This is a genomic window from Thalassolituus pacificus (genome assembly GCF_025318105.1).
Classification (GTDB): domain Bacteria; phylum Pseudomonadota; class Gammaproteobacteria; order Pseudomonadales; family Oceanobacteraceae; genus Venatoribacter; species Venatoribacter pacificus.
Genome location: NZ_JAOANI010000019.1, coordinates 66636 through 91793, shown reverse-complemented (window position 1 = coordinate 91793; position 25158 = coordinate 66636). Strand labels below are relative to the sequence as shown.

Genomic DNA, 25158 nt, shown 5'->3' with positions numbered 1-25158 from the left:
CGGGGCAGCGTACCGGAAACAGAATTGGCGCGGATTGTACAGAAGTCGGCAGACAGAGTCATTGCAGAGACTGCGCTCAAACCTGCCTATTTCACTGCCTGTACCGCCCTGAACCACCGGAGTTCAGCCCAGGCGCTCATTCACCACCACTGAAGCGACCAGGTCGCCTTCGACATTCACGGCCGTACGCACAGTGTCGAGAATGCGGTCAATCGGCAGCAGAATGGCGATGGCTTCGGCCGGTAACCCCACCGATTGCAACACCATCACCATGGTCACCATGCCGGCACTGGGGATTCCCGGTGCGCCCATCGAGGCCACCATCGCGGTCAGCATAACGATAATCTGCTGGCCGACGGATAAATCCACCCCCGCCAGATAGGCAATAAACAGCGCCGCCGAGGCTTCATACAGTGCTGTACCGTCCATGTTCATGGTCGCCCCCACCGGCAGTACAAAACCGGCAACATCATTACGTACCTGCAGCTGCTCTTCGGCACACTTAAGGCTGACCGGCAGCGTCGCCGCGCTGGAACTGGTGGCAAATGCCGTGACCAGAGCCTGACGCGTTCCGCGCCACAACCACAGCGGCGATTTACGCGTAAATACATACAGCAGACCAGGCAGCACCACGACACCATGAATCAGCGTGATGGCGAAAATCAGCAGAATAAACTCACCCATGGTACGCAACAGCGCCATATCCTGGGTGGCCATCAGCTTGGTCAGCAAAGCAAAAACGCCCAGCGGGGCGAGGTACATTACCCACTGAATAATGAGCATCAGCAGCTCCAGCAATTCCTGCAACACACCCAGTACCTGTTGTTTACGCTCACCCGCTTTCACCATCGCCGCACCGAGAAACAGGGCAAACACCACCACGGGTAAAATTTTGCCATTGGCCATCGCCTGCAGCGGATTCAAAAACAGGCTGTGCAGAAACTGGGCAAGAAATTCCGGGCCACTGAGCTGAGTGATTTTGACGCTGGCCATGCTGTCGGCAAACATATCCAGCTGCAGCCCGTCGCCGGGTCTGACCCAGCCGGTGGCGACCAGCGCCAGTATCATTGCCAGCAGCATCGACAGCACAAAGAAACCAAAGGTATAGCGCCACACCCGGCTGGCCTGGCGATGCGCCTGCAAGTGCGCGACTCCGGTAACGATGGAGGTAAAGATCAGCGGAATCAGCACCATTTTCAGCAGATCAATAAACACACCACCGGCCAGACCGGCGACGTACAGAATCTGATCACGGGTCTGTGGCGCGGCATTCTGGCCATTCAGCCAGTAGCCAAGCAGCAATCCGGCCGCGGCGGCAATCAGAATCTGGGCATTAATGCCCGGCCAATAGCTGCGTATGTTCCACCTATTTTGTTCTGTCACACCCTGCCCCTTCTATGTTGACGGCCTGCTGTTCTTGTTATGTGTTGTGTGTTGTGCGCGTCGCTATTAAAGCATGCTTATCCCGGTTGCAAAGAGTTGCCGACGACCTCCAGGCCGGAATGCTTTGTCTCACTGATACAGCCAGAACAACAGAAGCAGAACCGGCAGGCAGGACAGACGCCTTCTCTACGCCGTGATAAAATGCGGCCTCATTCTTTTTCTGCAGTTCATCATGCGCCTCGATAAATTCCTAGCCGATACCACCGACCTGACCCGCTCACTGGCCACCAAAGCCGTTAAATCCGGCCGTGTACTGGTCAATGGCGTCAAACCCAAAAGTGCGGCGGCCAAAGTGGCCGACAGTGATGAGATTACCCTCGATGGCGAACGCTTAATTCTGCAAACAGGCTACCGCTATATTCTGCTGCACAAGCCGGCCGGCTATGTCTGTGCCAACCGTGGCAGCGCTCACCCGCTGGTGTTTGATTTACTCAAAGGCATCACCAACCGGCTCGACATGCACACCGTCGGTCGCCTTGATCTGGATACCACCGGCCTGCTGCTGATCACCGACGATGGCCAGTGGTCGCACCATTTAACCTCACCACGTCATCACCAGCCAAAAGTGTACCGTGCCTGGCTGGCCGAAGACCTGTGTGCCGACGCAGAGCAACGCTGTGAGCGCGGTATTCTGCTCGATGATGATCCGGTGCCGACCAAACCTGCTCAGCTGCAACGCATCAGCGACCGGGAAGTGCTGCTGACCATCCACGAAGGCCGCTACCACCAGGTACGGCGTATGTTTGCCGCCATGGGTAATCACGTCGAGCACCTGCATCGTGAACAGGTGGGTGAGTTTGTACTCGACCCCAACCTGCCGGTGGGCGAGTTCCGTGACCTGACCGAGGCTGAAATTGCCCTGCTCGCCGGCAAACCTGTTAGCCAGTAAATAAGTCCGTAACGCTTCGACAAAACTACAAAATGTAACTGCGCTCCTTATGCCGTCTTCTAGACTGGAAGTATAAGGAGCACGCCATGCCCAAACTGAACCGCGCCAAAATCAATATCCTGTTGCTGGTGATTGTTCTGTTGCTGACCGGCAGCGCCGGCATTGCTTATCACTACTACCTGCAACTGCGCCACTAGGCCGGGCTGGACTCGAATTTCCCCCAGGTTGTGGGTTTACCTCCGGGGAGTCGGCTGGCCAATATGCCGCCTTATAACGGCCCGCATCCGGCACTGGCTGAACGCCCCGCAGAAACCTTTCCGTTTCCAATCGACTTTGGTGCCACCGGCCCCGATGAACCACTGTTTGCCGGGCCGAATCAGTATCCGTTTTTATGCCAGACCGAAGAGTCGCATCTGGGTCAGCCGCTGATCGATAACACCCGTGGCTGGGGTATCCCGGTGTACGCTGAAACCCTGAAAGGTCAGCGCTCGCAGTACGTGATTGGCTACAGCAAAGACTGCGGCCTGCCAACCCGGGTGCATTACCTGTATTACCGCAACCAACAGGAAAGTTTCCCACAGCGGGTAGATGACAACATCGACCCGGTGCCCGACGATCATCAGCTGCTGGTGCGCGCCGAAAGCGGCACCATTAACCGCTTTATGTACGTCTTACTGCTGCCCACCAGCCGCGCCGACCAGCTCACCAAACCCGACCTGTCACGCTGGAACGGCAAGCTGATCTATTACTTCCGTGGCGGCATCAGTATTGGTTTCCAGCAGGGCAAACTCAGCCTCCAACGCCTGACGCGCGACATGCGCAAAGCGCTGGAGCAAGGCTATGCCGTGGCCTTTTCTACCGCCAACGAAACCGATAACACCTACAACATCCGCCTGCAGGAAGACACCGCACTGCGGGTAAAACGTCAGTTTGTCGCCCGTTACGGCGAACCGGCGTTTACCATCGGTATTGGTGGCTCCGGCGGTGGGCTACAGCAGAACCTGTTTGCCCAAAACCAGCCGGGTATTATCGACGGCGGTGTCGCCCTGATTGCCTACCCGGATATGGTCACCCAGATTCACTACACCCTGGATTGTGAGCTGCTGGAGTACTATTTTGACCACCTTGCCAGCGATACCGGTTTCTGGCGTGATCCGGCTCACCGCCAGGCAGTATCCGGCCTGAGCGTCAACAATGAGCGTCGCCCACGTCTCAGCTGGCTGAGCGATATTGCCCAACTGTTGCGTCTGGAGTGGCCAGACCCGACGCCACCGGCCTCGGAATGCAACAGCGGCTGGCGCGGTTCGGTACCGCTGGTCAACAATCCGCATTTTCACAGTGACTACCACCGCTTTGCGCGCTCGGTTCGCGAACGCACTTACTGGACTCACTGGCAGGATAACCGCGATATCTATGGCACCGACGACAGCGGCCGTGCACCGTCACCCTGGAGTAACGACGGCGTGCAATATGGTCTGCAGGCGCTGAAAAACGACACCATCAGCATGGCGCAATTTCTGGAACTGAACCGCCGCGTCGGCTCCTGGCTGCCAGCACAGGACATGACCGAAGAACGCTACTGGCACGTCAGCGGCGATTCGCGGCTGTATCGTTTCACCCCCTACGGCGAGCACAATATGACCCATCACGGTGTTAACAGCACCTCCCCGGAACAGCCTGCACCGCGCTTTAACGGCAGTATCGCCGCCGCAACGGCAGCCTATCAATCGGGCAATGTGTTTATGGGGAAACTAAACATTCCGGTGATGGACGTGCGCATGTACCTCGATCATCAACTGAATATCCACCATACCTGGGCGGCCTTATCGACCCGTCAGCGGCTGCTGAACGCCGGCACCGATATCCGCCTGCAACCGATCTGGATTTCACAAAAACCCTATAACCCGATGTGGGATGCCATTGCTGTGATGGACCAGTGGCTGACCCGCGCAGCGCTCAGCAACGGTGATCTGATCAGCGCCCGGCCACCGGCTGCCACCGACCGCTGCCTGAGCAGTGAAGGCGATGTGATCTACGAAGGCGAACAGGTCTGGGATAGTCGCTGGAACCAGCACCCCGACGGCAACTGTACGCGGCTGATGCCGTTTAATCAGGGCAGCCGGCAGATTGCCGGAGAATCCATTGCCGGCAATACCTTTCAGTGTGCGTTGATTCCGGTTGAGCAGGCCATTATTGAAGGCTTTTACGGTGATATCGACGCCTCCCCCTACCGCCAGCAACTGCAGACCATTTTCCCCAACGGCGTTTGTGATTACCGCCAGCCAGATCGTGCATTGCCTCCGGAACTGGTGCAGGAGCTGAAAACAGCGACGAGCCAGAACATACCGGCGCAATAAAAAAGACATCTGTCGGCGCAATAAAAAAGCACCTCTCGGCGCAATGAAAAATTGGCATTCGCGCGCCGGCACCTTATCCTCCGTTCAGTACTTTCTTCCGAAGCGCGCTGGCGAAAGCGGCTCTCCGCGAGCCGTTCTCCGCAAGCAGCAATCCGCAAGCAACCCAGGCGCGCTGTCAGGATACCGTTTTATAAGGATATAACGATGCGCACGCCGCTTATTGCCCGCCCGATTCACACTGTTTCCCCAACGCCAAAGCGGCGCCAGCAACAGGCTTTCGCTCTGCCGCGCTTTGTGAAAATCCTGCTGATTCTGGGTGTTATGGTCACGCTGCTGGTAACCGCTGGCTGGTACTGGGCAACCGCTTATATCAGTGACAAGCTGGATCTGAACCCGGCCGAACCACCGGTACTGAGCACACCACCGGGAAGCAAAGTCGCCAACTGGCCGGCTTATCATGGTGCCCATCCGAAAGATCTGATCCGCCCGGCGGAAACCTTCGCGTTTCCGATCCAATGGGGGCAAACCGGTCCGGTCGAAGCCTTATTTGCTGGCCCTAAACAATACCCTTTTATGTGCCAGACGCTGGATTCTGAACTGGGCCAGCCGCTGGTTGATAATCAGCTCGGTTATGGCACCGCCGTCAGCGATAACAGCGGCAATATTGTCGGTTACAGCCAGGACTGTGGACTGCCGACCCGACTGCATTATCTCGGTTACCGTGACGGCGAGTTTTTCCGCAGCGACGAACAACTCCCCCCGGCCGCCGACAATGAAGAGCTGTTAATCCGGGCCGAAAGCGGAACCATTAACCGCTTTATTTATGTGCTGCTGATGCCCACCAGCCATAACGATCAGCGCGACCAGCCGGATGTATCACGCTGGAACGGCAAAGCGATTTATCATTTTAAAGGCGCCATCGGTATTGGTTTTCAGCAAGGTCAGGCGCGCTTTAAACGCTTATTAAAAGACATGCGCCCGGCGCTGGAGCAAGGCTATGCGGTGCTCTATTCCACCGGCACAGAGACCGACAACCACTACAATATCTGGCTGCAGGAAGACACCGCCCTGCGCGTTAAGCAGCAATTTATTGCCCGTTTTGGCGAACCGCAATACACCATCGGCATGGGTGATTCCGGTGGCGGCCTGCAACAATATTTAATCAGCCAGAACCATCCGCAGGTGGATAACGACCAGGGCAAACAGCAACGCATTATCGACGGCGGCGTGGCGATTATTCCCTACCCGGATATGGTGACGCAGATTACCTACGGCCTCGATTGCGAGCTGCTGGAATATTATTTTGACCATTTATCTGCTGACCGTACTTTCTGGCAGAAGGCCGAACGCCGCAGCTGGATTGAAGGGCTGGCCTACAACACCGAATTCAAACCGCGACTGGATATTCTTGCCGATATTGCAAGCGTGTTACGGCTGGAAAAGCCACCGGTTCATCAGGGTGCTACCGAATGCAGCTACAGCTGGCGCGGTTCTGCCCAGTTGGTGAATAACCCGACCTTTAACAGCCATTACCCGCGTTACAGCGAACAGGTAAACCGCGAAAACTTCTGGACCCACTGGCAGGACAACCGCGACTTTTACGGCACCGACCGCTTTGGCCGCGCCGAAGTACCGGCCAGTAACGTGGGTGTGCAATACGGTTTAAATGCCTGGAAAGAAGGCAATATCAGCGCCGCACAATTCCTTGATCTGAACGCTAAAGTCGGCAGCTGGAACGCACAAAAAGACATGCAGCCGGAACATTACTGGCTGATCAGCGGCGACGATTCCCTGCGCAAATACAGCCCCTATGGTGAACAGAATATGAGCCATAACGGCAAGGCAGAAAAACCGGCAGCGCGCATTCCCGGCAGTTTAGCCGCCGCCAAAGGAGCGTATCAGTCGGGCAATGTGTTCCTCGGCAAACTGGATATTCCGATTATTGATGTGCGCCCGTATAAAGATCCGATTCTGGACATCCATCACAGCTGGTCGGCGATATCCAGCCGCGCGCGGATTCTGGATTTTAATCAGGGCAAAAACCCCAACCAGAGCATCTGGATCAGTGACGCACAATACGATGCACGCTGGGATGCCTTTGATGCCATGGTGCGCTGGCTCGATGCCCGCGCCACAGGATCCATACCGGGTAATGAGGCACCAGAAAGTATTGTGGCTGCGGAGTTTGCCAGCGACCGCTGTCTGGATAATAACGGCAACATCATTGCCAGTGGGCACGGCGTCTGGGATGGACGCTGGAATGGCAAAGACGATGGTCGCTGTACGCAGCAATATCCGTTCTTTCAGAGCAGCCGACAAGCGGCCGGTGATGACAGCACGGCCAGCGTTTTATTCTGCCATCTGGTCAGCGTAAAAGACGCCATCGAATCCGGTGTCTACGCGCCGCTGGATGCCAGCCCTTATCAGACGCAGCTGGAAACCCTATTCCCCGATGGGGTCTGTGATTACCGCCAAGGCGACATGGCCAAAAGCTGGTAAAAAAGAAACCGGCTAAAAAAAATTCCGCATGTTAAGACAATAAAAAACGCCGCGTCTGATATTCAGACGCGGCGTTTTTTATGTGTCGCTTTTATCTGCTGTTTTTATCTGCCGTTGTTAAAACCGATCAGAAAAAATCAGGCTTTCACTTTCGGCAGACGCTCCAGCGCAGCATCGATTTCCGACTGCGGATAATCGTAGTCTTCCAGCTGCTGCGTAAAGTACTTGTCGTACGACACCATATCGAAGTGGCCATGACCTGACAGGTTAAAGAACAGGGTTTTGGCTTCGCCGGATTCTTTGCAGCGCAGGGCTTCATCGATACAGGTACGGATAGCATGGTTGGACTCCGGTGCCGGAATAATGCCTTCAGCGCGGGCAAACTGCACACCGGCTTCGAAGGTCGCGATCTGCGGTACCGATACGGCTTCAATCAGCTTCTCATGGTACATCTGCGAGACCAGAGCCGAGGCGCCGTGGTAACGCAGACCACCGGCATGAATGCCCGGCGGCATAAAGTCATGGCCCAGGGTGTACTGCAATGTCATTGGCGTATGACCGGCAGTGTCGCCGAAATCGTAGGCGTAATGACCCTTGGTCAGACTCGGACAGGAACTTGGCTCAACCGCCACCAGACGCACCGCTTTGCCGCCTGCCGCTTCATCGGCATAGAACGGGAAGGCCACACCGCCGAAGTTAGAACCACCACCACAAGGTGCAAAGATCATATCCGGGTAATCGCCGACCATTTCAAACTGCTTTTTCGCTTCCAGACCAATCACGGTCTGGTGCAGCAGAACGTGGTTCAGCACCGAGCCCAGCGAGTATTTGGTGTCGTCGCGGCTTGCTGCTTCTTCCACCGCCTCGGAAATCGCGATACCCAGCGAGCCCTGATTATCCGGATCTTCGGCCAGAATACGGCGACCGGTTTCGGTCAGATTGGTCGGGCTGGCCAACACTTCACCACCCCAGGTCTGCATCATCGAACGGCGGAATGGCTTCTGGTTGTAGCTCACCTTCACCATATAAACGCGCACATCGATGCCGAACATCTGACCGGCCAGTGACAGCGACGAGCCCCACTGGCCCGCACCGGTTTCGGTGGTCAGGCGGTTAATACCGGCAACCTTGTTGTAGTACGCCTGCGGAATCGCGGAGTTCAGTTTGTGCGAACCGGCGGCACTCACCCCTTCGTACTTGTAGTAAATTTTGCACGGTGTACCCAGCGCTTCTTCCAGACGGTGAGCGCGGAACATCGGCGTCGGACGCCATTGCTGGTAAATCTCACGCACCGGCTCCGGAATTTCGATCCAGCGCTGGGCAGACACTTCCTGCTCAATGATGTTGTCAGCAAAAATGGCCGACATAGCCGATGGGTCCATCGGCAAACCGTCCGGGCCCATAGGCGGCGCCGGAGGATTCTTCAGGTCAGCGACCACGTTGTACCAGTGCTTCGGAATCTCGGTTTCCGGCAACAGAATTTTGGTTTGTTTCATTATTGTTGTCTCTGGATGTCTGTCTCTGGGCCTGCACTCATCAGATAAGTGCGGCCGGTTAGCGGCGAATACGTTTTTTGTCAGGACCCCGCATGTGCGGGAAAAACCACAGCCTGACAAAAAACTCAGCAAAACGCGGACTCTAGCCGATTACCGCCCCGGCCTCAATGACGCAGCTCAGGCCAGAACGAAAAGAGCGTTCAGCCAGCCACCACCGACCAGCAACAGTAACCAGAGTATCAGCCCAAGCAAGACGGGTTTCATGCCTGCCGCCACCATGCCCTGCCAGCGGGTATTCAGTCCCAGCGCCACCATCGCCAGCATCAGACACCAGACGGAGGCTTTTGCGGCCAGCTCCGTCAGCCAGAGCGGCAATGGCAGCACGCTGTTAAGCACAATCACCGCGACAAAGCCCAGCACAAATCCGGGAACCGGCAGCCGTTTTGGCGCTGCTGCAGTCTGCGGCTGAAGGTTCTTCTCCGTATCCGCGACAGGCCGGCGCAGCAACCACTGCCCGAGCAGTAATAATGTCGGTGCCAGCAGCGCCACCCGTAACAGCTTCACGATCAATGCGTTCTGCTGGGTGGCCGGGTCGAGAACATCGGTCGCCGCCACCGCCTGAGCGACTTCATGCACGGTACTGCCGATGTACAGGCCGGCGCTGTTGCTGTCCAGCCCGAACCACTGACACAGCAGCGGATACAACAGCACACTTAAGGTACCGAATAACGCGACCAGAGCGACGGCTATCGCCAGCTGCTGTTCTGCGCTGTGTTCTGTGCCCTGCCCTGTGCCTTCAACGGCATCCGCTTGTGTTCGTTCACCTAACAGAGGAGCCGTAGCCATAATGGCCGCCGCACCACAGACCGCACTGCCAATTGCAATCAGAATACTCAGCCGCAAAGGCAGCTTCAGCCAGCGCTGGCCCAGCCAGATTCCTATACTCAACACAGCGGCAATGGTGACAACATCCACCAGCAACGCCTGCCAGCCTACCCTCCACAACTGTTCCAGTGTCAGCTGAAAACCAAACAGCACGATGCCTGTTTTCAGTAACACCTGCTGACTGAAACGGCGGACTTTCAGCCCCCCTTTGGCATATTCCTGAGTGGCGTTGCCCAGGAAACGCGGCGCCAGCGTACTGGCAATCAGAATCCCCAGCAGAATACTCAGCGGCAGACTGCCAATCCCCCAGTGTTTCAGCTGCGGCAGACCTGCCAGCCACTGACATACCAGTGCCAGAAGCAATATCAGCATCAGGGTAGGAAAGGCTCCCTGCCAGTGTCCCTTGCTTGCTACAGCGCTGTGAGCGCGTGGAAAACGTCTGGCTGCAGCCGCCAGTGGCATGTCACCTGCTCTCATCTTTCTGCCCCGCCTTACTTATTTCCTATTGGCATAAGCTTATGCACCTATTTCTTTACTGAGAAACTGATAAAACCGCAATGACTATCCTGATTTACCGAACAAAACACAGAGATGCATATTCGTTGTATCACCCAGCCTTGAAAAGCTGCAGCTGCCCCCCACATTTGCACCATAAGCCGAACAGTTAAGGGTCGATATGAGCGACGAAAATCACGAATTTATCAGCAGAGAAGAAGGCGCAGGGGCATTAGCACTGGCCGATGATGTGCTGCCGGAAACATTGCACATTCTGCCGGTTAATGGCCGTCCGTTTTTCCCGGCACAGGTACAGCCGGTGATTGTCGATGAGAAAGTCTGGGGCGCAACCCTGAAACGCGTTGCCGATTCCCAACATAAATTACTGGGCCTGTCGTTTGTCGACGACAAAGCCGTTGATGAAGTACCGGCACCGGAGCGCATCCCGGATATCGGTTGTGTTGTGCGTATTCACCGCATTCAGGCCGAAGACGGCCGCATTCAGTTTATTGCCCAGGGAATCCGCCGCTTCCGTATCCGCGAATGGCTCAGCACAAGTGTGCCGATGCAGGCACGGGTTCAATATCCACAACGCAGCACGGATTTCACTGATGAAATCAAGGCCTACGCCATGGCCATTATTAATGCCATTAAAGAGCTGGTGGCGATTAATCCGCTGTACTCCGAAGAGCTGAAAAACTACCTCAACCATTTCAGCCCGAATGACCCGTCTCCGCTGACCGATTTTGCGGCCGCCATTACCACCGCCGAAGGCAAGGCCTTACAAAGTGTGCTGGCGACCCTGCCCCTGCAGAAACGCATGGAAAAAACCCTGGTGCTGCTGAAAAAAGAAGTGGAAGTGGCACGCCTGCAGGCTGAAATTAATAAGACCGTTAACGAAGACATCAGCAAACACCAGCGTGATTTTTTCCTGAAACAACAGTTAAAAACCATCCAGAAAGAACTGGGGCTGGCAAAGGACGATAAAACCGCTGAAATTGATGAATTTGTGCAACGACTGGAAGGTAAAGACATTCCGGCGGCGGCGCGCAAACGCATTGATGAAGAACTACACAAACTGAAAATGCTTGAGACCGGCTCGCCGGAATACAGCGTGACCCGTAATTATCTCGACTGGGCAACGTCGGTGCCCTGGGGTGTGTATTCCACCGATGCGTTCGATCTGAGCCACGCCCGCGAAGTACTCGATGCACACCACGCCGGATTGGATGACGTTAAACAGCGCATTATGGAATTTCTTGCGGTTGGTACATTTAAGCAGGAAATATCCGGCTCCATTATGTTGCTGGCAGGCCCACCGGGAGTGGGTAAAACCTCTATTGGCCGTTCTGTGGCCGACGCGCTGGGGCGGAAGTTTTATCGTTTCAGTGTTGGCGGCATGCGCGATGAGGCCGAAATTAAAGGCCACCGCCGCACCTATATCGGTGCCTTGCCGGGTAAATTAATTCAGGCATTAAAAGATGTCGAAGTGGCTAATCCGGTGATTATGCTCGATGAAATCGACAAGCTGGGAGCGTCGTATCAGGGTGATCCGGCCTCTGCCCTGCTGGAAGTACTGGACCCGGAGCAGAATAAAGAATTCCTCGACCATTACCTCGATCTGCGTGTGGATTTATCCAAAGTGCTGTTTATCTGTACCGCCAACCAGCTGGATACCATTCCGGCACCGTTGCTCGACCGTATGGATACCATCCGCTTATCGGGTTATATCGCCGAAGAAAAACTCGCCATTGCCAAGAGCCATTTATGGCCCCGTGTACTGGAACGCCATGGCCTGAAAAAATCTCAGGTCAAAATCAGTGACAGTACGCTGAAAAGCATTATTGAAGGGTATGCCCGCGAATCCGGCGTGCGTAATCTGGAAAAGCTGCTGCAGCAGATCGCGCGTAAAGCGGTGGTGCAATTACTGGAAAACCCCAAAGCTAAAATTTCGGTAACCAATAAAGACCTGAGTGATTACCTCGGCGCTCCGGCCTTCCGTGCCGAACGTATTTTAAGCGGTGTCGGCGTCGTAACCGGTCTGGCCTGGACGTCGATGGGAGGCGCAACACTGCCTATTGAAGCCGCCGTTGTGCACCAGCAGAACCGTGGTTTTAAACTCACCGGTAAGCTTGGCGATGTGATGAAAGAGTCCGCCGAAATCGCCTACAGCTATACCGCAGGCCATGCGGCTGACTTTGGCGGTGATCCGGATTTCTTTAATGAACGCTTTTTGCACCTGCACGTACCGGAAGGCGCAACACCAAAAGACGGCCCCAGTGCCGGGGTTACCATGACCACGGCATTAATGTCATTGCTGCTGAATAAACGCATTAAACGCAATCTGGCCATGACCGGAGAATTAACCCTGACCGGACAGGTATTACCGGTCGGTGGTATCCGCGAAAAAGTCATTGCCGCGCGCCGCTCTAAAATCATGGAAGTGATTTTACCGGAAGCCAACCGCCGCGATTATGAAGAGTTACCGGAACATATCCGTAAAGGTATGACCGCACACTTCGCAGAAAAATACGCCGATGTATTTGAGGTTGTATTTGGTTAAAACAGAGAAACGTTAAATCAGCAAGATTTTACAACAGGGTATTTCGGTTCGCGGGCATGGCCCGCTCCTACGAATGCGCTCCGATTACTCAAAAGATATTCTACGAACCTACCTATATATCCCGTAGGAGCGGGCCATGCCGCGATGATGTAAATATTCCAAAAAATCGGTTGATGTACGTGAAAGTGTCAATGTCCCGTAGGAGCAGGCCATGCCCGCGATGATGTAAATATTCCAAAAAAAACGGTTGATGTACGTGAAAGTGTCAATGTCCCGTAGGAGCAGGCCATGCCCGCGATGATGTAAATATTCCAAAGAAGCGGTTCATGTCCGTGAAAGGGAAAATGTCCCGTAGGAGCGGGCCATGCCCGCGATGATGTAAATATTCCAAAGAAGCGGTTCATGTCCATCAAAGGGAAAATTTCCCGTAGGAGCGGGCCATGCCCGCGATATTTTTTGTTGCTTTTTCGTTATTTAATCAACTGAATCAGTTGTTTAAATACCGGCCCTTCAGCCTGTTTCTGCAATTCAAACAACGCCATTTCGACGGAGGTTAATTGTGCCCCCATGCTGTGCATTTTGCGGATGGCCAGTTCTTTATTGGCTTGTGTGCGCGAGCTGACGCCATCGGTTACCAGGTGCACGCCATATTTCTGCGCTAATAAATCCCCAACGGTCTGATAAACACACACATGAGCTTCCAGCCCGGCCACCAGCCACTGGCTGATTTTCTGCTCTTTTACCGCTTTGGCGATGGTCGGTTCCTGCATGCCGCTGAAGGTTGATTTAACCAGCGCCTCTCCTGGCAACACTTCGCGCAATTCCGGACGTGTTGTACCCAGTTTATCCGGCAGCTGTTCCATCCAGATTATGGGTAATTCAAGCAGATTTGCGCCCTGAATCAGCAATCGTAACTGAGCAAATAACGCACTGCTTTCATGCATTTGTTCAGATAATTTACCCTGCACATCGACGATCATTAAGCCGGTTGTTTCTTTATTCAGCATCGGATGCCTCCAGTAAAACCGCCGCTACATCAGCGGCGGATAAGCAAAGCGTTAAGGTCGGACTGCGATGGCATAAACCAGTAAGCACCGGTTAAGGCCGTCGAGTATTTCATCAGATGATCACTGTAACCATCGCCACTGTTCCCCAACATACGTTCAAGCTGCACGCTGATACGGCGCAGGTTGCAGGCGAAGGCGAGAAAATACAGGCCATGTTCTTCCGCGCCACCGTAAGGCGTACTGCGGCGATAGATTTTCTGCCCGACACCGTCAATTTTGACATCGGTACGGCTGACATGGGAGGTGGGTGGCATAGCATCGCCTTCCAGCTCCACATTGTCTTGCTTGGTGCGGCCAATCACCTGCTCCTGCTCGTGCACACTGAGTTGGTTAAATGCCTGTAAATGATGACGCCATTTTTGTGAAAACACATACGAGCCACCGGCACCTGTTTCGCCCTCAGGAATCACCGCAGCATCCAGACGCTTGTCGCCTTTCGGGTTGGCTGTACCATCAACAAAGCCCGTCAGATCGCGCGCCTCACGATTTTTAAAACCGTTTAAATCCAATAACGTTGCGGCAACATCACGCATGGCCTCATGCACCTGTAAAACCGCATTCATGACTTCGCCCTGATCTTCACCATGAATCCAGAAAAACACATCGCGCTGAGTGGCCGGCATGGTGTAACCGTTATTGCCGCGTAATTCGCCGAAAGACTGTAAATCCGCTGGATGCCACGCGGGCTGCAGGCGCTGCCAGGCATCGGCGCCAAAGGCTACGGCAATATAAACCTCCGGCCGCGACTGACGGGCACGATCCAATGCGGTGCAGATTTCGGCGGTATCAGCATCCGGATGCAGGTTCATTTCCAGATAATGTGCGCTGCGGCCAGGTTCGGCCAACAGGCCAGGCTGTGGAATCAATGATTGTGAGTGAGTTGACGATGACACTGAGATAATCCATGACAAAGTGAATTGTCACTATAACAAAGCAACTTGCGGATAAGAAATGCTGCTTAAGCAATGCTGCTTAAGCAATGCCCTGAGCGGTTCTCTCTGATATAACCGGTTCTTTCTGATCTGACCGGTTCTTCGATTTAATCGGCCAGGTCTGATTTATGCGCACTGGCGAAGTTTATTCGAGCATCGCCCTGATATCCGCCTGCTGCAGCCAATCAGCCATAAGCTCCGGCCGCATCGGCCGACTGAATAAATACCCCTGAATACAACAGCAACCGAGCTCCCGCAACATCTCCAGCTGATCGTGATTTTCCACACCTTCGGCGGTTACACGCAGATGAAGCACCTGACATAACGCCATAATTGCGCGACAGATTTCGATGTCATTGGCATCCTGTGGCAAATCACGGACAAATGAACGGTCAATTTTCACCCGGTCAAACGGCAGCTCTTTCAGGCGACTGAGCGAAGAGTACCCCGTACCAAAATCATCAATCGCCAGACCCACGCCGGACTTACGGATATGCTCCAGTTGGCGCAATACATGATCATTGGCCTGCAAAGCGGTTTCGGTAATTTCCAGCTCAATCTGTGCCGCTGGAATATTAAATTCCGTCAGAGTTGCCGTCAGAAGTTCACTGAAGCTGCTGTCGGTCAGCTGACGGGCGGAGACATTAACCGAGACCACCAGTTCCGGGACACCGGCGTCCATCCAACGACGCAATTCACGGCAGCTTTCGCGCAACACCCAGGCGCCAATATCAACAATGGCGTCGCTTTGTTCAGCGATCGGAATAAAACGATCGGGAGGAATCATGCCCAGTTCATCGTGATACCAGCGGCACAATGCTTCAACGCCATAAACCCGGGCACTGTGCAGGTCAACCAATGGTTGAAACTCCACTGCCAGTTCGCCCTTACGGATGGCCTGTTTAAGATTGCGTTCAATCCGCAGGCGTTCGTTAAATTCCATTGCCAGGGCAAAATCATAAATGCAGTAGCGGTTTTTACCCCGCCGCTTGGCTTCAAACAGTGCCGTATCCGCGGCTTTTAATAATTCTTCATATTCCTGTACCGATGGCCGTGACATGACGATGCCGATACTGGCAGAAACCTCGACTTTTTCCCGACTTAATGTCACCGGCTCCTGCACCGCCAACAGCAATTTTTCAGCCACCACTTTCAGGTTATCTTCATGCTCTACGCCGGTCAGAACGATCACAAATTCATCACCGCCGATGCGCACCACCGTATCTTCTTCACGGATGGATTGTTTAAAGCGGTCAGCCATCACACGCAGTAATAAATCACCTTCTGAATGACCCAGGGTATCGTTAATTAATTTAAAGCCGTCCAGATCCAGATAGAGGACACCGACATTACCCTGCGCTTCGGTTCTGTCGGCCAGCGCCTCCCGCACAACCTGTTCCAGACGCACACGATTACCCACGCCGGTCAGAGCATCCATATACGCCAGCGTTGCAAGATTTTTTTCTGCCCGGCGCAGTTCAGCGATATCAGAAAAAGTGATCACAAAGTTCTGTAATTCGCCGTCATCATTTAAAACGGTACAGACATGTTCCCAGGCGGGGAAAAACTCACCGCTTTTGCGCTGACAGGCTATTTCCCCACTCCAGTGCCCCTGCGCATCGCTGACCAGTCGCGGATAAAACTGATCACTGTGACGGCGCGCATGGAGAAATTCGTCCGGATTTTTGCCGCGAACATCTTCCTGTGAGTAGCCAGTGATATGACTGAATGCCGGATTTACATTCAGTACCCGTCGTTGGCTATCCGTAATCAGAATGCCTTCTGAGGTGGAATTAAATACCGCATTTGCCTGGCGCAATTGCTCGTCGGCCAAATACCGTTCATGCACATCATGCAACACACCAATGACGCGCCGATCGCCGTTTTCCCAGCGGAATAAGCTGGCAAATAATTCAACCCAACGGTACTCATTGCCTTCATGTTTACTGAAGCGTACCGGCTGCTGAAAACGATGATGACTGGTTATCTGCTGGCGGATTTTATCGCGATCATCCGGATGAATGTTGACCAATAAATCGTCCAGATTTTCTGAAATAAGCTGCGGTGGGGTATGTTGCACGGCAACCTGTAATTCAATATCAGTCTCGGGTGTCCACTCCCAGATACTCATTCTGGCCGCTTCAAGTGCAAGGCGCAGACGCTCTTCAGAGCGCCTTAATTCCAGATCGGCATGATGACGTGTCAGGGCAATACGAATCGCAGCATCGACTTCGCGTTTTTCAAAGGGCTTAACCATATAGCCGTAAGGCAGGCTGTCGCTGGCCTCTTCCAGTGTCTGGTCATCGGTATAAGCAGAAAGGAATAACACCGGAATGCCAAAACGCTGCATGATAATTTTGGCCGCTTCAGTACCCAGCATGGCGGTGTCGAGGTGAATATCCATCAGAATCAGATCAATATCCTGATCCTCTGCTGCGGCAATGGCCGCTTCGCCGTTGCCGACACAGGCCATCACGGTATAGCCCAGATCTTCCAGCGTCAGTTTCAGATCCAGCGCGGTGACTTTCTCGTCTTCAACAATCAGTATCCGGTAAGAGCGCAGAGTGCTATGGCTGTTCATCTGACGCTCCTTTGTCACTGATGGTTAATTGAAAGACAGCGCCTTCGGTATCCAGAACCTCAAGCGTTGCATGCATTTGTTCGACCAGTCCTGGAATCAATTGAAAACCGAGTGAATTGGATGCTCCGGGCCTTATGCCTTCAGGTAAGCCGACGCCATTATCGGCAATGATTAATTGTTTTTGCTGTGGCCCTTCGCTCAGCGTCAGGCGGATCTCCCCGCTGTCGCGATCAGGAAATGCGTGTTTAATCGAGTTCGTCACCAGTTCGTTTATCAGCAAACCAAACGGTAATGCGACATCCAGGCCAAGGTAACTTTCTTCTTCCTGCGATTCGACGATCATCTGCACATTACGCATGGCTGAAAAGTAACTGCGATGCAACAGGTCACCCAGCCGACGCATATAAGAAACCGCTTCGATACGATCATAATTTTTCTGCTCGTATAACAGCTGATGAATCAATGCCATGGCTTTTATCCGTCCCTGGCTTTCAGCAAAATAGCCGCGAGCTTCTTCCGGCACGCTGCGCGCCTGCAGGCTGAGTAAGCTGGATACCACCTGTAGGTTATTTTTTACCCGGTGATGGACTTCGTTTAATAACGCGGTTTTTTCATTCAGGCTGCGAATAAGATTCTGCTGAATTTGTTTCTGTACGGAGATATCGACAATGGTCGCCAAAATACGGATACCTTCGGGGAAATCCAGTGGTGTCAGGCCAATTTCTACCGGAAACAGACTGCCATCACGACGGCGGGCATACAACTCCCGCATAGCGGCCATCGCTCTGGCCTGCGGAGCCTGTAAATACCCACGACGCAGATCTCCGTGCGCAGCTTTTATGCTGTCCGGCACCAGATCCTCAACGGTCAGCTGCAACAGCTGTTCACTGTCGTAGCCGAACATTTCCGTACTGCGGCGGTTAACCAGATGAATACAGCCTTTTTCATCGACCAGGATCAATCCGTCCTGGGTACTTTCGACCACCCGGCGGAAGCGTTCTTCGCTGTACTTGAGCATATTATCGCCGGCAACCCGCGCGGTAATATCAATGGCCGAAGGAATCAGATAAACAATATCGCCCTGAGCGTTTTTCAGTGGCGCGAGCATAAAGTCGATGATCATGCGGCTGTCATCGGCGGTACGGATCACCACATCGTAACGAACGGTTTCGCCCTTAACTGCAACCGCCACAGCATCACGCAGTTGCTGCTGAACCTCCGGATCGTAAGACCACCAGAAACAGTCCCAGAATTTTTTACCCAACACGTCGTCTAGCTGAATGCCCGCCGCATCCAGCGGTGCTTGATTGGCATCGATCAGGGTGCCGTCGGGCTCCATAATGCCAACAAAAGACATCAGGCTGTCGATCACGCTGCGCACCAGCGTCGCGGCTTCTTCTTTGGCACGTTGCAGTTCCATCTCGACCGTATGATTTACGGCAATCACCAGCACGCCCAATACCTGGCCGGAGGCAGACATAATCGGGCGGTAAGTGGCCAGCCAGTCAGCACGGCGACCCGGGGTACTGGGGGTTTCGGCCTGCACTTCGATATCGGAGATTTCTTTGCCGTCGCGGATCACCGACAACAACATCGGCTCCACAATGGAAGCCAGGTTGGGGAAAACCTCACTGACACTGCGTCCCAAATGGGCTTTAACACTCAATCCGTTAAAGCGCGCCAGGATACTGTTGATGGCGCGATAACGCAGGTCACAGTCCAGAATGGCCAGACCAAGCTCAGAATGGCCGAGCAGCGAATCAAGGGCACCTGCTTTAAGGTTCAACAGGGCGAGATCGTCAGTATCTAATGCAGTCGGGGTTGTATCCATACACACCACTATTCTGAGGCCTTATCTCCTGAGCTTAGCGAATTCCGACGCCTTTAATAAGGTTTATTTACTGCATTACTTACAAAAACTTCACTCAATAACCTCGCTATTCACGCAGTGAACGCTGCTCGGTTTGCCTGCCCTGACGGGCCGTTTCTCACCTCAACTCAGCCGATCCAACAGGTAAAACAGCGAGTGGTAAGGGATTTCCCCGTGGCGGCTGAGGCCAATTTCACAGGTGCGGCTGGTCGAAATGCCCTCCACACAGTGCTCAACCTGAGCTTTCAGCGGCGCCAGCGCCGAGGCGTTCAGTTCCGGCAGCATAAAGCCCTTATCACCGGCAAAGCCGCAGCAGGTAATATCCGCCGGAACCACCACCTGAGTGGAGCATTGCCGTGCCAGCGCAATCAGCTCTTCGCCCAAACCCTGTTTGGTGGTTGAGCAGGTCACGTGCACCGCCACCGGTTCATGGGTCGGCCGGATATCCAGATTCGGCACCAGAAAGCGATTGGCAAAGCGGATCGGATCAAGCAGCTGAATGCGCTCATCCAGCTGTTGCTGCAGACGGAACACGCAGGGGCTGGTATCAATCAGTACCGGCAGGCGGCCATTATCGGAGGCTTGCAGCAGCGCCGCATTAAGCGCCGCGCGCATGGCATCGGCCTGCTCAAAATGGCCTTTGCTTTCCAGCGGCATGCCGCAGCAATGCTGGTCCTGATCCGGCAGCATGGCCAGATGCACCCCGGCTTTCTGCGCCAGATCGAGGGTTACCTGCATCAGGCTGCGCTGGTCATCCTCTTTGGCTCCCGGCCCCATGGTGCGGCTGGCACAGCTGGGGAAATACACCACCTGAGTCAGCTCATTCACGCCGTATTCGCACGGGTTGAGCTTATCGGCGGCGGTCGGCATGGCATCGTGCCACAACGGTGTGGCCCCCAGCGTCAGGATATTCACCCCTTTCGCCATGGTACTGATCACGCCATCACCGACCAGATCACGGGTTATGTCCATTAACTGCAGCGCGCCACGGCTGGTTTTGCTGACTCCGGCAAAATGCTCCGCCACCCACTGCGCTTTGCCCGCGTGTTTTTGATTGCGTTCATGGCGCAGTTTGCGACTTAAGTCGCCGGTATTAATGCCGACCGGACAGGCCATGCTGCACAAACCATCGGCGGCGCAGGTATCAATGCCCTGATACTGATAGTCATCCAGCAGGGTTTTATAGGCCGGATTTTTACCGTCGCGCTCCTGGCGCTTTAATTCGCGCATAATCACAATGCGCTGGCGTGGCGTCAGGGTTAAGTTACGTGACGGGCAGACCGGCTCGCAAAAGCCGCATTCGATGCAACGATCAATCAGATCATCCGCTTCGGGAATGGGTTTTAAGTTCTCAATATGAGTGCGCAGGTTGCGGGTTAAAATCACATCCGGATTTAACAGGCCGGCCGGGTCAAAGGCCTGTTTGATCGCCCACATCAGCTCATAAGCCTGACCGCCCCATTCCATCTCAACAAAGGGCGCCATATTACGTCCGGTGCCGTGTTCGGCTTTGAGCGAGCCATCGTAACGGCCAACCACCAACACACAGACTTCGTCCATAAAATCGGCATAACGCTGGACTTCCGCCGGATCGGTAAAATTCTGGGTAAAGACAAAATGCAGATTACCGGCCAGCGCGTGACCAAAAATAATGGCCTCGTCGTAGTGGTATTTTTTAAACAGCGCCTGCAACTCCAGCACCGCCGGCGCCAGATTCTCAACCGGAAAGGCAATATCTTCGATAATGACGGTGGTGCCTTTGGCACGCACCGCACCGACCGCCGGAAATAATCCCTTGCGGATATTCCAGTACAGCTGACAGGTGTTTTTATCGGTGGTAAAGGTTTTCGGCTGCAGGGTATCAAAAGCCTGCAAAGCGGCAGTGGTTTCGCTCAGGCGTTGTTGCAGTTCAGCATCGCTGCCAGCACGTACCTCCACCAGCAAGGCGGCGGCCTGCTCATCAAGGGTGCGTAAATAGTCCGGCATGCCGGGTTTATCTTCCACGCAGCGCAGACCTGCACGGTCTATTAATTCAACTGCGGCAACCGGTGCCGAGGAAAGAGCGGTCACTGCCTTACTGGTCTGTTCGATGTTGGCAAACAGCAGTAAGGCAGACGCTTTATAAGCGTGCTCTTCGACCGTGTGATAAATCACTTGCGATACAAACCCCAGGGTGCCTTCTGAGCCCACCAGGAGGTGCTGCATAATATCGATCGGATCAGAAAAATCCACCAAAGCGTTAAGACTGTAGCCGGTGGTATTCTTAATTCTGAATTTCTTCACAATGCGTTCATGCAAAGCCGGAGTTGCCAGCACCTGTGTGCGTAAATCAGCCAGCTGTTGCAACAGGCTGGCATGGCTTTGGCGGAATGCATTTTTCGAGGCTTCATCGGCGGTATCCAGCACCGTACCATCGGCCAGAATCAGCCGCATCGAGGCCAGTGTCTGATAAGAATTCTGCGCCGTACCACAACACATACCGGAAGCGTTATTGGCGATAATTCCACCAATTTTGCAGGTATTGATCGACGCCGGGTCCGGGCCGATTTTACGCGCAAAAGGCGCCAGCAACTGATTGGCACGGGCACCAATAACCCCCGGCTCCACCTGCAACTGCGCACCGTTATTTAATACCGCGGCTTTATTCCAGCCATTGCCCAAACGCACCAGCACACCATCGGTCACGGCCTGACCGGACAGACTGGTGCCCGCCGCGCGAAAGGTTAAATGCACTTTATATTTGTGCGCCAGCTCCAGTACCTTCTGCACCTCCTGCTCATTAATAACCGTGACAACCAGTTTGGGAATCAGGCGATAAAAGCTGGCGTCGGTACCAAAGGCCAGAGTGCGTAACGGATCGGAAATAATGCGTTCGTCGGCAATAAAAGGCGCCAGACCCTGCGCAAAGTGGTGAAAAGCGTCGTTCATATCAGGCATCCGTTAACAGCAAGACAATCAATTCTTTTGGTCCGTGGGCACCATAAGCCAGGGTCTGCTGAATATCGGCGGTCTTACTCGGCCCGGAAATCAGCAACACATTAGTCGGCATATGCGCCGGTAATTTCTGTGCCTGCACCAGGGTTAAAAAGCTGGCGGTAATCGCCGAGGCATTGAGCAGGATAATATTCAGCGGCGGTACCAGCGACAGCGCCCGTGGTTCCTGCGGACCGGTTTCGACCAGCAGCGAACCGGTTTCCGCCAGCCCCGCCGACGCCACACTGAAGCCTGCGTCCACAGCGGTAAACAACTCCTCTTTGCTTAACGGCTCGGTCAGCAGTGATGCATCAACCGCAGCGGCCTGATGTTCTGCCAGCGCATTAAGCAATACTTTGCCCTGCTCATGCTCACCGCTGAGCAGGCGTTTAACACCGCGCGCTGTCAGTTGTTGTGCCAGCTCTCCTGCCCAGTTGGCCGTTGTGGTTTCAATGACTTCGGCATGGTTATCCAGCAGATTCTGTTTAAAGCTAGCCAGCCATTCGCTTTGTGCCAGTTGTGTCCAGCCAGCGGCATGCCCCGCCAGAATGCCGGTGGTTTGGTTGGTCTGGTCTGGGTTCTGGGCAGACACCTGGCTGGCATACAGCCGCTGTAAAATACGCTCACGACTGTTCATGCGTTATCTCCGCGTTTATCGGCAGTGTTGTTCTGATACTGGCCAGCCACACCCCGGGCTTTGGCTAATTCATGCAGGCTGCGGCGCGCCGGTTGTGGCGTGCTGCGCGAGTCGGTCCAGGGAGATAACAGTGCAGCGGCGGCTTTACTGCGGAACAGGCCGCGACCGCGGGTCATCGCCGTGGTCATGATGCGGTACAGCGGTGCAAAACGATGGGTCAGCGCCCAGCCGCGCCAGATTAAACTTTCACCCAGCGTGCGTTTTGCACCCCGCCCCATGACTTCCTGTACTGCAGTGGCATTGGAAACCGCGGCGGCATCGGTAAATTGCGGACTGACTGCTTCGGCGCGTAACTCGCGGATTAATTCCGGCAAAGGAATCCGTACCGGACAGGCCTCACCACAGGCGCCGTTTAATGAGCAGGCGCTGAGCATATCGCCGTGTTTGTCTAATCCGGCAATCTGCGGTGTCACCACCTGACCAATCGGCCCCGGATACGTCGAGCCGTAAGCATGACCGCCAACCCGCGCATAGACCGGACAATGATTCATACAGGCACCACAGCGGATACACTGCAGTGTCGGTTTTAACACCGGATGGCTGAAAATACGCGAGCGGCCATTATCCACCAGCACCAGATGCACCTGCTCCGGGCCATCCAGCTCACCGGCTTTTTTCGGCCCGGAAATCATATTGAAATAGGTGCTGATTTTTTGCCCGGTTGCCGAGCGGGTTAACAGTGTCAGTAATTCCGGTACATGGGAAAAATCTTCCACCACTTTTTCAATACCGGTTACGGCAATGTGCAGCTTCGGCATAGTCGTGGTCATACGGCCATTGCCTTCGTTTTCCACCAGACACAGCGTACCGGTATTAGCCACGGCCATATTCACGCCGGAAATACCGGCATCGGCGCGCATAAATTTATCGCGCAGAATAGCGCGGGCATTGCCGATTAATTCGTCAACGTCTTCGGTATAAGGCACCTGCGAACCATCGCTGGTCTGGGCACGGGCGTGCATCAGCCTGGCAATCTGTGCCTTATTTTTATGGATGGCCGGCATAATAATATGCGATGGCGTTTCACCGGCCAGCTGCACCAGATATTCGCCCATATCACTTTCCAGACACTCAATACCCCGTGCCTCAAGAAAATGATTGAGTTCAATTTCTTCCGTCACCATGGATTTACCCTTCACCACGGTGCGGGCGTTATTCGCCGTTAAAATATCGTGAATAATAGCGCAGGCTTCATCAGCGGTTTCGGCCCAGTGCACCTGAATACCGTTGGCGGTCAGATTGTTTTCCAGGCGCTCCAGTAACTCCGGCAAATTGGCCAGACTGTGCTGACGAATGGATTCACCACGGTCACGTAACGCCGACAACGCACCTTCATCGGGAAACACGGCTTTACGTTTGCCCATTAAAAAATCGGAAGCACCGCGAAAGCTTTTACGTAAGGCTTCGTTTTCCAGTGCCATTTTGGCGCGTACTTTAAAATGGCGTTGCTGCAGCTCGTTAAATTCGCGCTGTTCGACGTTCAGCTCCTGCTGCAACTGTTCGATATTGATATGCATACTGTCGGAGGCAATTTTCTGGCTCATGCTTTCTCTCCGCTTTTCTTGCTGTATTGCTGGCTGCGCTTCTGGCCGATATTGGAGCCATCACCACCGTTAAGACGCGTATACAGCAGCGAGGCCAGATGCTGAACCGGCAACGCCCTCTCCTGCCTATCAAGAGTGCCACTGATGTTCATCAGGCAACCACAGTCACCACTGACCAGCCGCTGACAACCGGTGGCGGCAATCGCACTGGCTTTATCCGCCGCCATGGCCGCAGAAATATCACCCTGTTTCACTGCAAAGGTGCCACCGAAGCCGCAGCATTCAGCAACCCGTTCAGGCTCAACGACCTGTACACCGGGCAGGTTTTCCACCAGCGCTTTATGCTCCGCCGCCACACCCATGCCACGACGGGCCGAACAGGAGGTATGCAGCGCCACGGTTAACGGCGACTGATCTTCTGCCTGCGCCAGCTGTTGCTCCAGCTGCAGAACGTTCACCATAAATTCACTGAACTCATAACTGCGTGCCGCCAGCGCAATGGCAGCCGCCTCTTCCTGCTGACCGGCAAACAGCTTCGGATATTCTTTGTGCACCATGCCGGCACAGGAGCCCATCATCACCACCACAGGAATATCGGCGGCAAAGGCCTGCAGCTGAGTGCGCGCTACAGCACGCGCCTGCTCGTCGTAGCCGGAGTTATACGCCGGCTGGCCGCAACAGCTCTGGCTTTGCGGAAATATCACCTCGATACCGGCATGCTGCAGCAGCGCAATCGCATCCATTCCGGCTTCGGGATAAAAGCTGTCGACCAGACAAGTGCCCAGCAGATAAACCGCTTCTGGTTTGGGCGGATACACCCGCTGATGGCGGCTGGCTGCCGCTGTTGTGTTGTGTTCTGTCATTGCG

15 protein-coding genes are annotated in these 25158 nt (G+C 54.4%); 4 read left to right on the top strand and 11 right to left on the bottom strand.

Translation table 11 applies throughout. The features are described 5' to 3' along the window. Positions 1–123: 123 nt before the first annotated feature. On the bottom strand, positions 124–1383 hold the full coding sequence (locus NYR02_RS11005; RefSeq protein WP_260976418.1) for a dicarboxylate/amino acid:cation symporter: 1260 nt from the start codon (positions 1381–1383) through the stop codon (positions 124–126). Positions 1384–1615: 232 nt separating this feature from the next. Here NYR02_RS11005 and NYR02_RS11000 point away from each other — a divergent pair, with 232 nt between their 5' ends. From NYR02_RS11000 to NYR02_RS10990, 3 genes are all read left to right on the top strand, one after another. Further along, on the top strand, positions 1616–2332 hold the full coding sequence (locus NYR02_RS11000; protein WP_260976417.1) for a pseudouridine synthase: 717 nt from the start codon (positions 1616–1618) through the stop codon (positions 2330–2332). Positions 2333–2592: 260 nt separating this feature from the next. After that, the gene (locus tag NYR02_RS10995) at positions 2593–4689 is read left to right on the top strand and encodes a DUF6351 family protein (RefSeq protein ID WP_260976416.1); all 2097 of its coding nucleotides are present in this window, start codon (positions 2593–2595) and stop codon (positions 4687–4689) included. A gap of 204 nt (positions 4690–4893) precedes the next feature. Further along, the gene (locus tag NYR02_RS10990) at positions 4894–7188 is read left to right on the top strand and encodes a DUF6351 family protein (RefSeq protein WP_260976415.1); all 2295 of its coding nucleotides are present in this window, start codon (positions 4894–4896) and stop codon (positions 7186–7188) included. A 137-nt stretch (positions 7189–7325) separates the two neighbouring features. On the opposite strand, the gene NYR02_RS10985 is transcribed toward NYR02_RS10990, so the two are convergent. Both NYR02_RS10985 and NYR02_RS10980 read right to left on the bottom strand, forming a co-directional pair. Next, positions 7326–8684 carry a TrpB-like pyridoxal phosphate-dependent enzyme gene (locus NYR02_RS10985; protein WP_260976414.1) on the bottom strand — a complete coding sequence of 453 codons (1359 nt, stop codon included), beginning with the start codon at positions 8682–8684 and terminating at the stop codon, positions 7326–7328. A gap of 177 nt (positions 8685–8861) precedes the next feature. Further along, positions 8862–10046 carry a YeiH family protein gene (locus tag NYR02_RS10980; RefSeq protein WP_260976413.1) on the bottom strand — a complete coding sequence of 395 codons (1185 nt, stop codon included), beginning with the start codon at positions 10044–10046 and terminating at the stop codon, positions 8862–8864. Positions 10047–10245: 199 nt separating this feature from the next. Between NYR02_RS10980 and lon the strand changes: the two genes are divergently transcribed. Beyond that, positions 10246–12627: an endopeptidase La gene (lon, locus tag NYR02_RS10975; protein WP_260976412.1), complete on the top strand. Its 2382-nt coding sequence runs from the start codon at positions 10246–10248 to the stop codon at positions 12625–12627. A gap of 470 nt (positions 12628–13097) precedes the next feature. Here the strand turns inward: lon and NYR02_RS10970 are convergent, their stop codons facing one another. The 8 genes from NYR02_RS10970 to NYR02_RS10935 all read right to left on the bottom strand — a co-directional run bounded on the left by NYR02_RS10970 (position 13098) and on the right by NYR02_RS10935 (position 25154). Continuing rightward, positions 13098–13634, bottom strand: a complete 537-nt coding sequence (locus tag NYR02_RS10970; RefSeq protein WP_260976411.1) for an isochorismatase family protein — start codon at positions 13632–13634, stop codon at positions 13098–13100. Between the two features lie 29 nt (positions 13635–13663). Further along, the gene (locus tag NYR02_RS10965) at positions 13664–14587 is read right to left on the bottom strand and encodes a Dyp-type peroxidase (protein ID WP_260976410.1); all 924 of its coding nucleotides are present in this window, start codon (positions 14585–14587) and stop codon (positions 13664–13666) included. Between the two features lie 184 nt (positions 14588–14771). Next, a complete protein-coding gene (locus tag NYR02_RS10960) occupies positions 14772–17207 on the bottom strand; it encodes a two-component system response regulator (protein WP_260976409.1) in 2436 nt (811 codons plus the stop codon). After that, a complete protein-coding gene (locus NYR02_RS10955) occupies positions 17194–19038 on the bottom strand; it encodes a PAS domain-containing protein (RefSeq protein ID WP_260976408.1) in 1845 nt (614 codons plus the stop codon). Before NYR02_RS10955 ends, NYR02_RS10960 begins: the two co-directional genes overlap by 14 nt. A gap of 162 nt (positions 19039–19200) precedes the next feature. Then, complete coding sequence (locus NYR02_RS10950) at positions 19201–22005, bottom strand: FAD-binding and (Fe-S)-binding domain-containing protein (protein WP_260976407.1); 2805 nt, start codon at positions 22003–22005, stop codon at positions 19201–19203. A 1-nt stretch (position 22006) separates the two neighbouring features. After that, positions 22007–22687 carry a LutC/YkgG family protein gene (locus NYR02_RS10945; protein ID WP_260976406.1) on the bottom strand — a complete coding sequence of 227 codons (681 nt, stop codon included), beginning with the start codon at positions 22685–22687 and terminating at the stop codon, positions 22007–22009. Then, on the bottom strand, positions 22684–24291 hold the full coding sequence (locus tag NYR02_RS10940; protein ID WP_260976405.1) for a LutB/LldF family L-lactate oxidation iron-sulfur protein: 1608 nt from the start codon (positions 24289–24291) through the stop codon (positions 22684–22686). The genes NYR02_RS10945 and NYR02_RS10940 overlap by 4 nt, the downstream gene beginning before the upstream one ends. Then, entirely contained in the window at positions 24288–25154 is an 867-nt protein-coding gene (locus tag NYR02_RS10935; RefSeq protein WP_260976404.1) for a (Fe-S)-binding protein, read from the bottom strand. Before NYR02_RS10935 ends, NYR02_RS10940 begins: the two co-directional genes overlap by 4 nt. Positions 25155–25158: the final 4 nt, after the last annotated feature.

Bases quoted from the DNA above. Each gene is read 5' to 3' on its own strand.
- NYR02_RS10985 (WP_260976414.1), bottom strand. From the start codon at position 8,684: ATGAAACAAACCAAAATTCTGTTGCCGGAAACCGAGATTCCGAAGCAC.
- NYR02_RS10990 (WP_260976415.1), top strand. From the start codon at position 4,894: ATGCGCACGCCGCTTATTGCCCGCCCGATTCACACTGTTTCCCCAACG.
- NYR02_RS10945 (WP_260976406.1), bottom strand. From the start codon at position 22,687: ATGAACAGTCGTGAGCGTATTTTACAGCGGCTGTATGCCAGCCAGGTG.
- NYR02_RS10980 (WP_260976413.1), bottom strand. From the start codon at position 10,046: ATGAGAGCAGGTGACATGCCACTGGCGGCTGCAGCCAGACGTTTTCCA.
- NYR02_RS10995 (WP_260976416.1), top strand. From the start codon at position 2,593: ATGCCGCCTTATAACGGCCCGCATCCGGCACTGGCTGAACGCCCCGCA.
- NYR02_RS10940 (WP_260976405.1), bottom strand. From the start codon at position 24,291: ATGAGCCAGAAAATTGCCTCCGACAGTATGCATATCAATATCGAACAG.
- NYR02_RS10935 (WP_260976404.1), bottom strand. From the start codon at position 25,154: ATGACAGAACACAACACAACAGCGGCAGCCAGCCGCCATCAGCGGGTG.
- NYR02_RS10970 (WP_260976411.1), bottom strand. From the start codon at position 13,634: ATGCTGAATAAAGAAACAACCGGCTTAATGATCGTCGATGTGCAGGGT.
- NYR02_RS10955 (WP_260976408.1), bottom strand. From the start codon at position 19,038: ATGGATACAACCCCGACTGCATTAGATACTGACGATCTCGCCCTGTTG.
- NYR02_RS10960 (WP_260976409.1), bottom strand. From the start codon at position 17,207: ATGAACAGCCATAGCACTCTGCGCTCTTACCGGATACTGATTGTTGAA.
- NYR02_RS11000 (WP_260976417.1), top strand. From the start codon at position 1,616: ATGCGCCTCGATAAATTCCTAGCCGATACCACCGACCTGACCCGCTCA.
- NYR02_RS10950 (WP_260976407.1), bottom strand. From the start codon at position 22,005: ATGAACGACGCTTTTCACCACTTTGCGCAGGGTCTGGCGCCTTTTATT.
- lon (WP_260976412.1), top strand. From the start codon at position 10,246: ATGAGCGACGAAAATCACGAATTTATCAGCAGAGAAGAAGGCGCAGGG.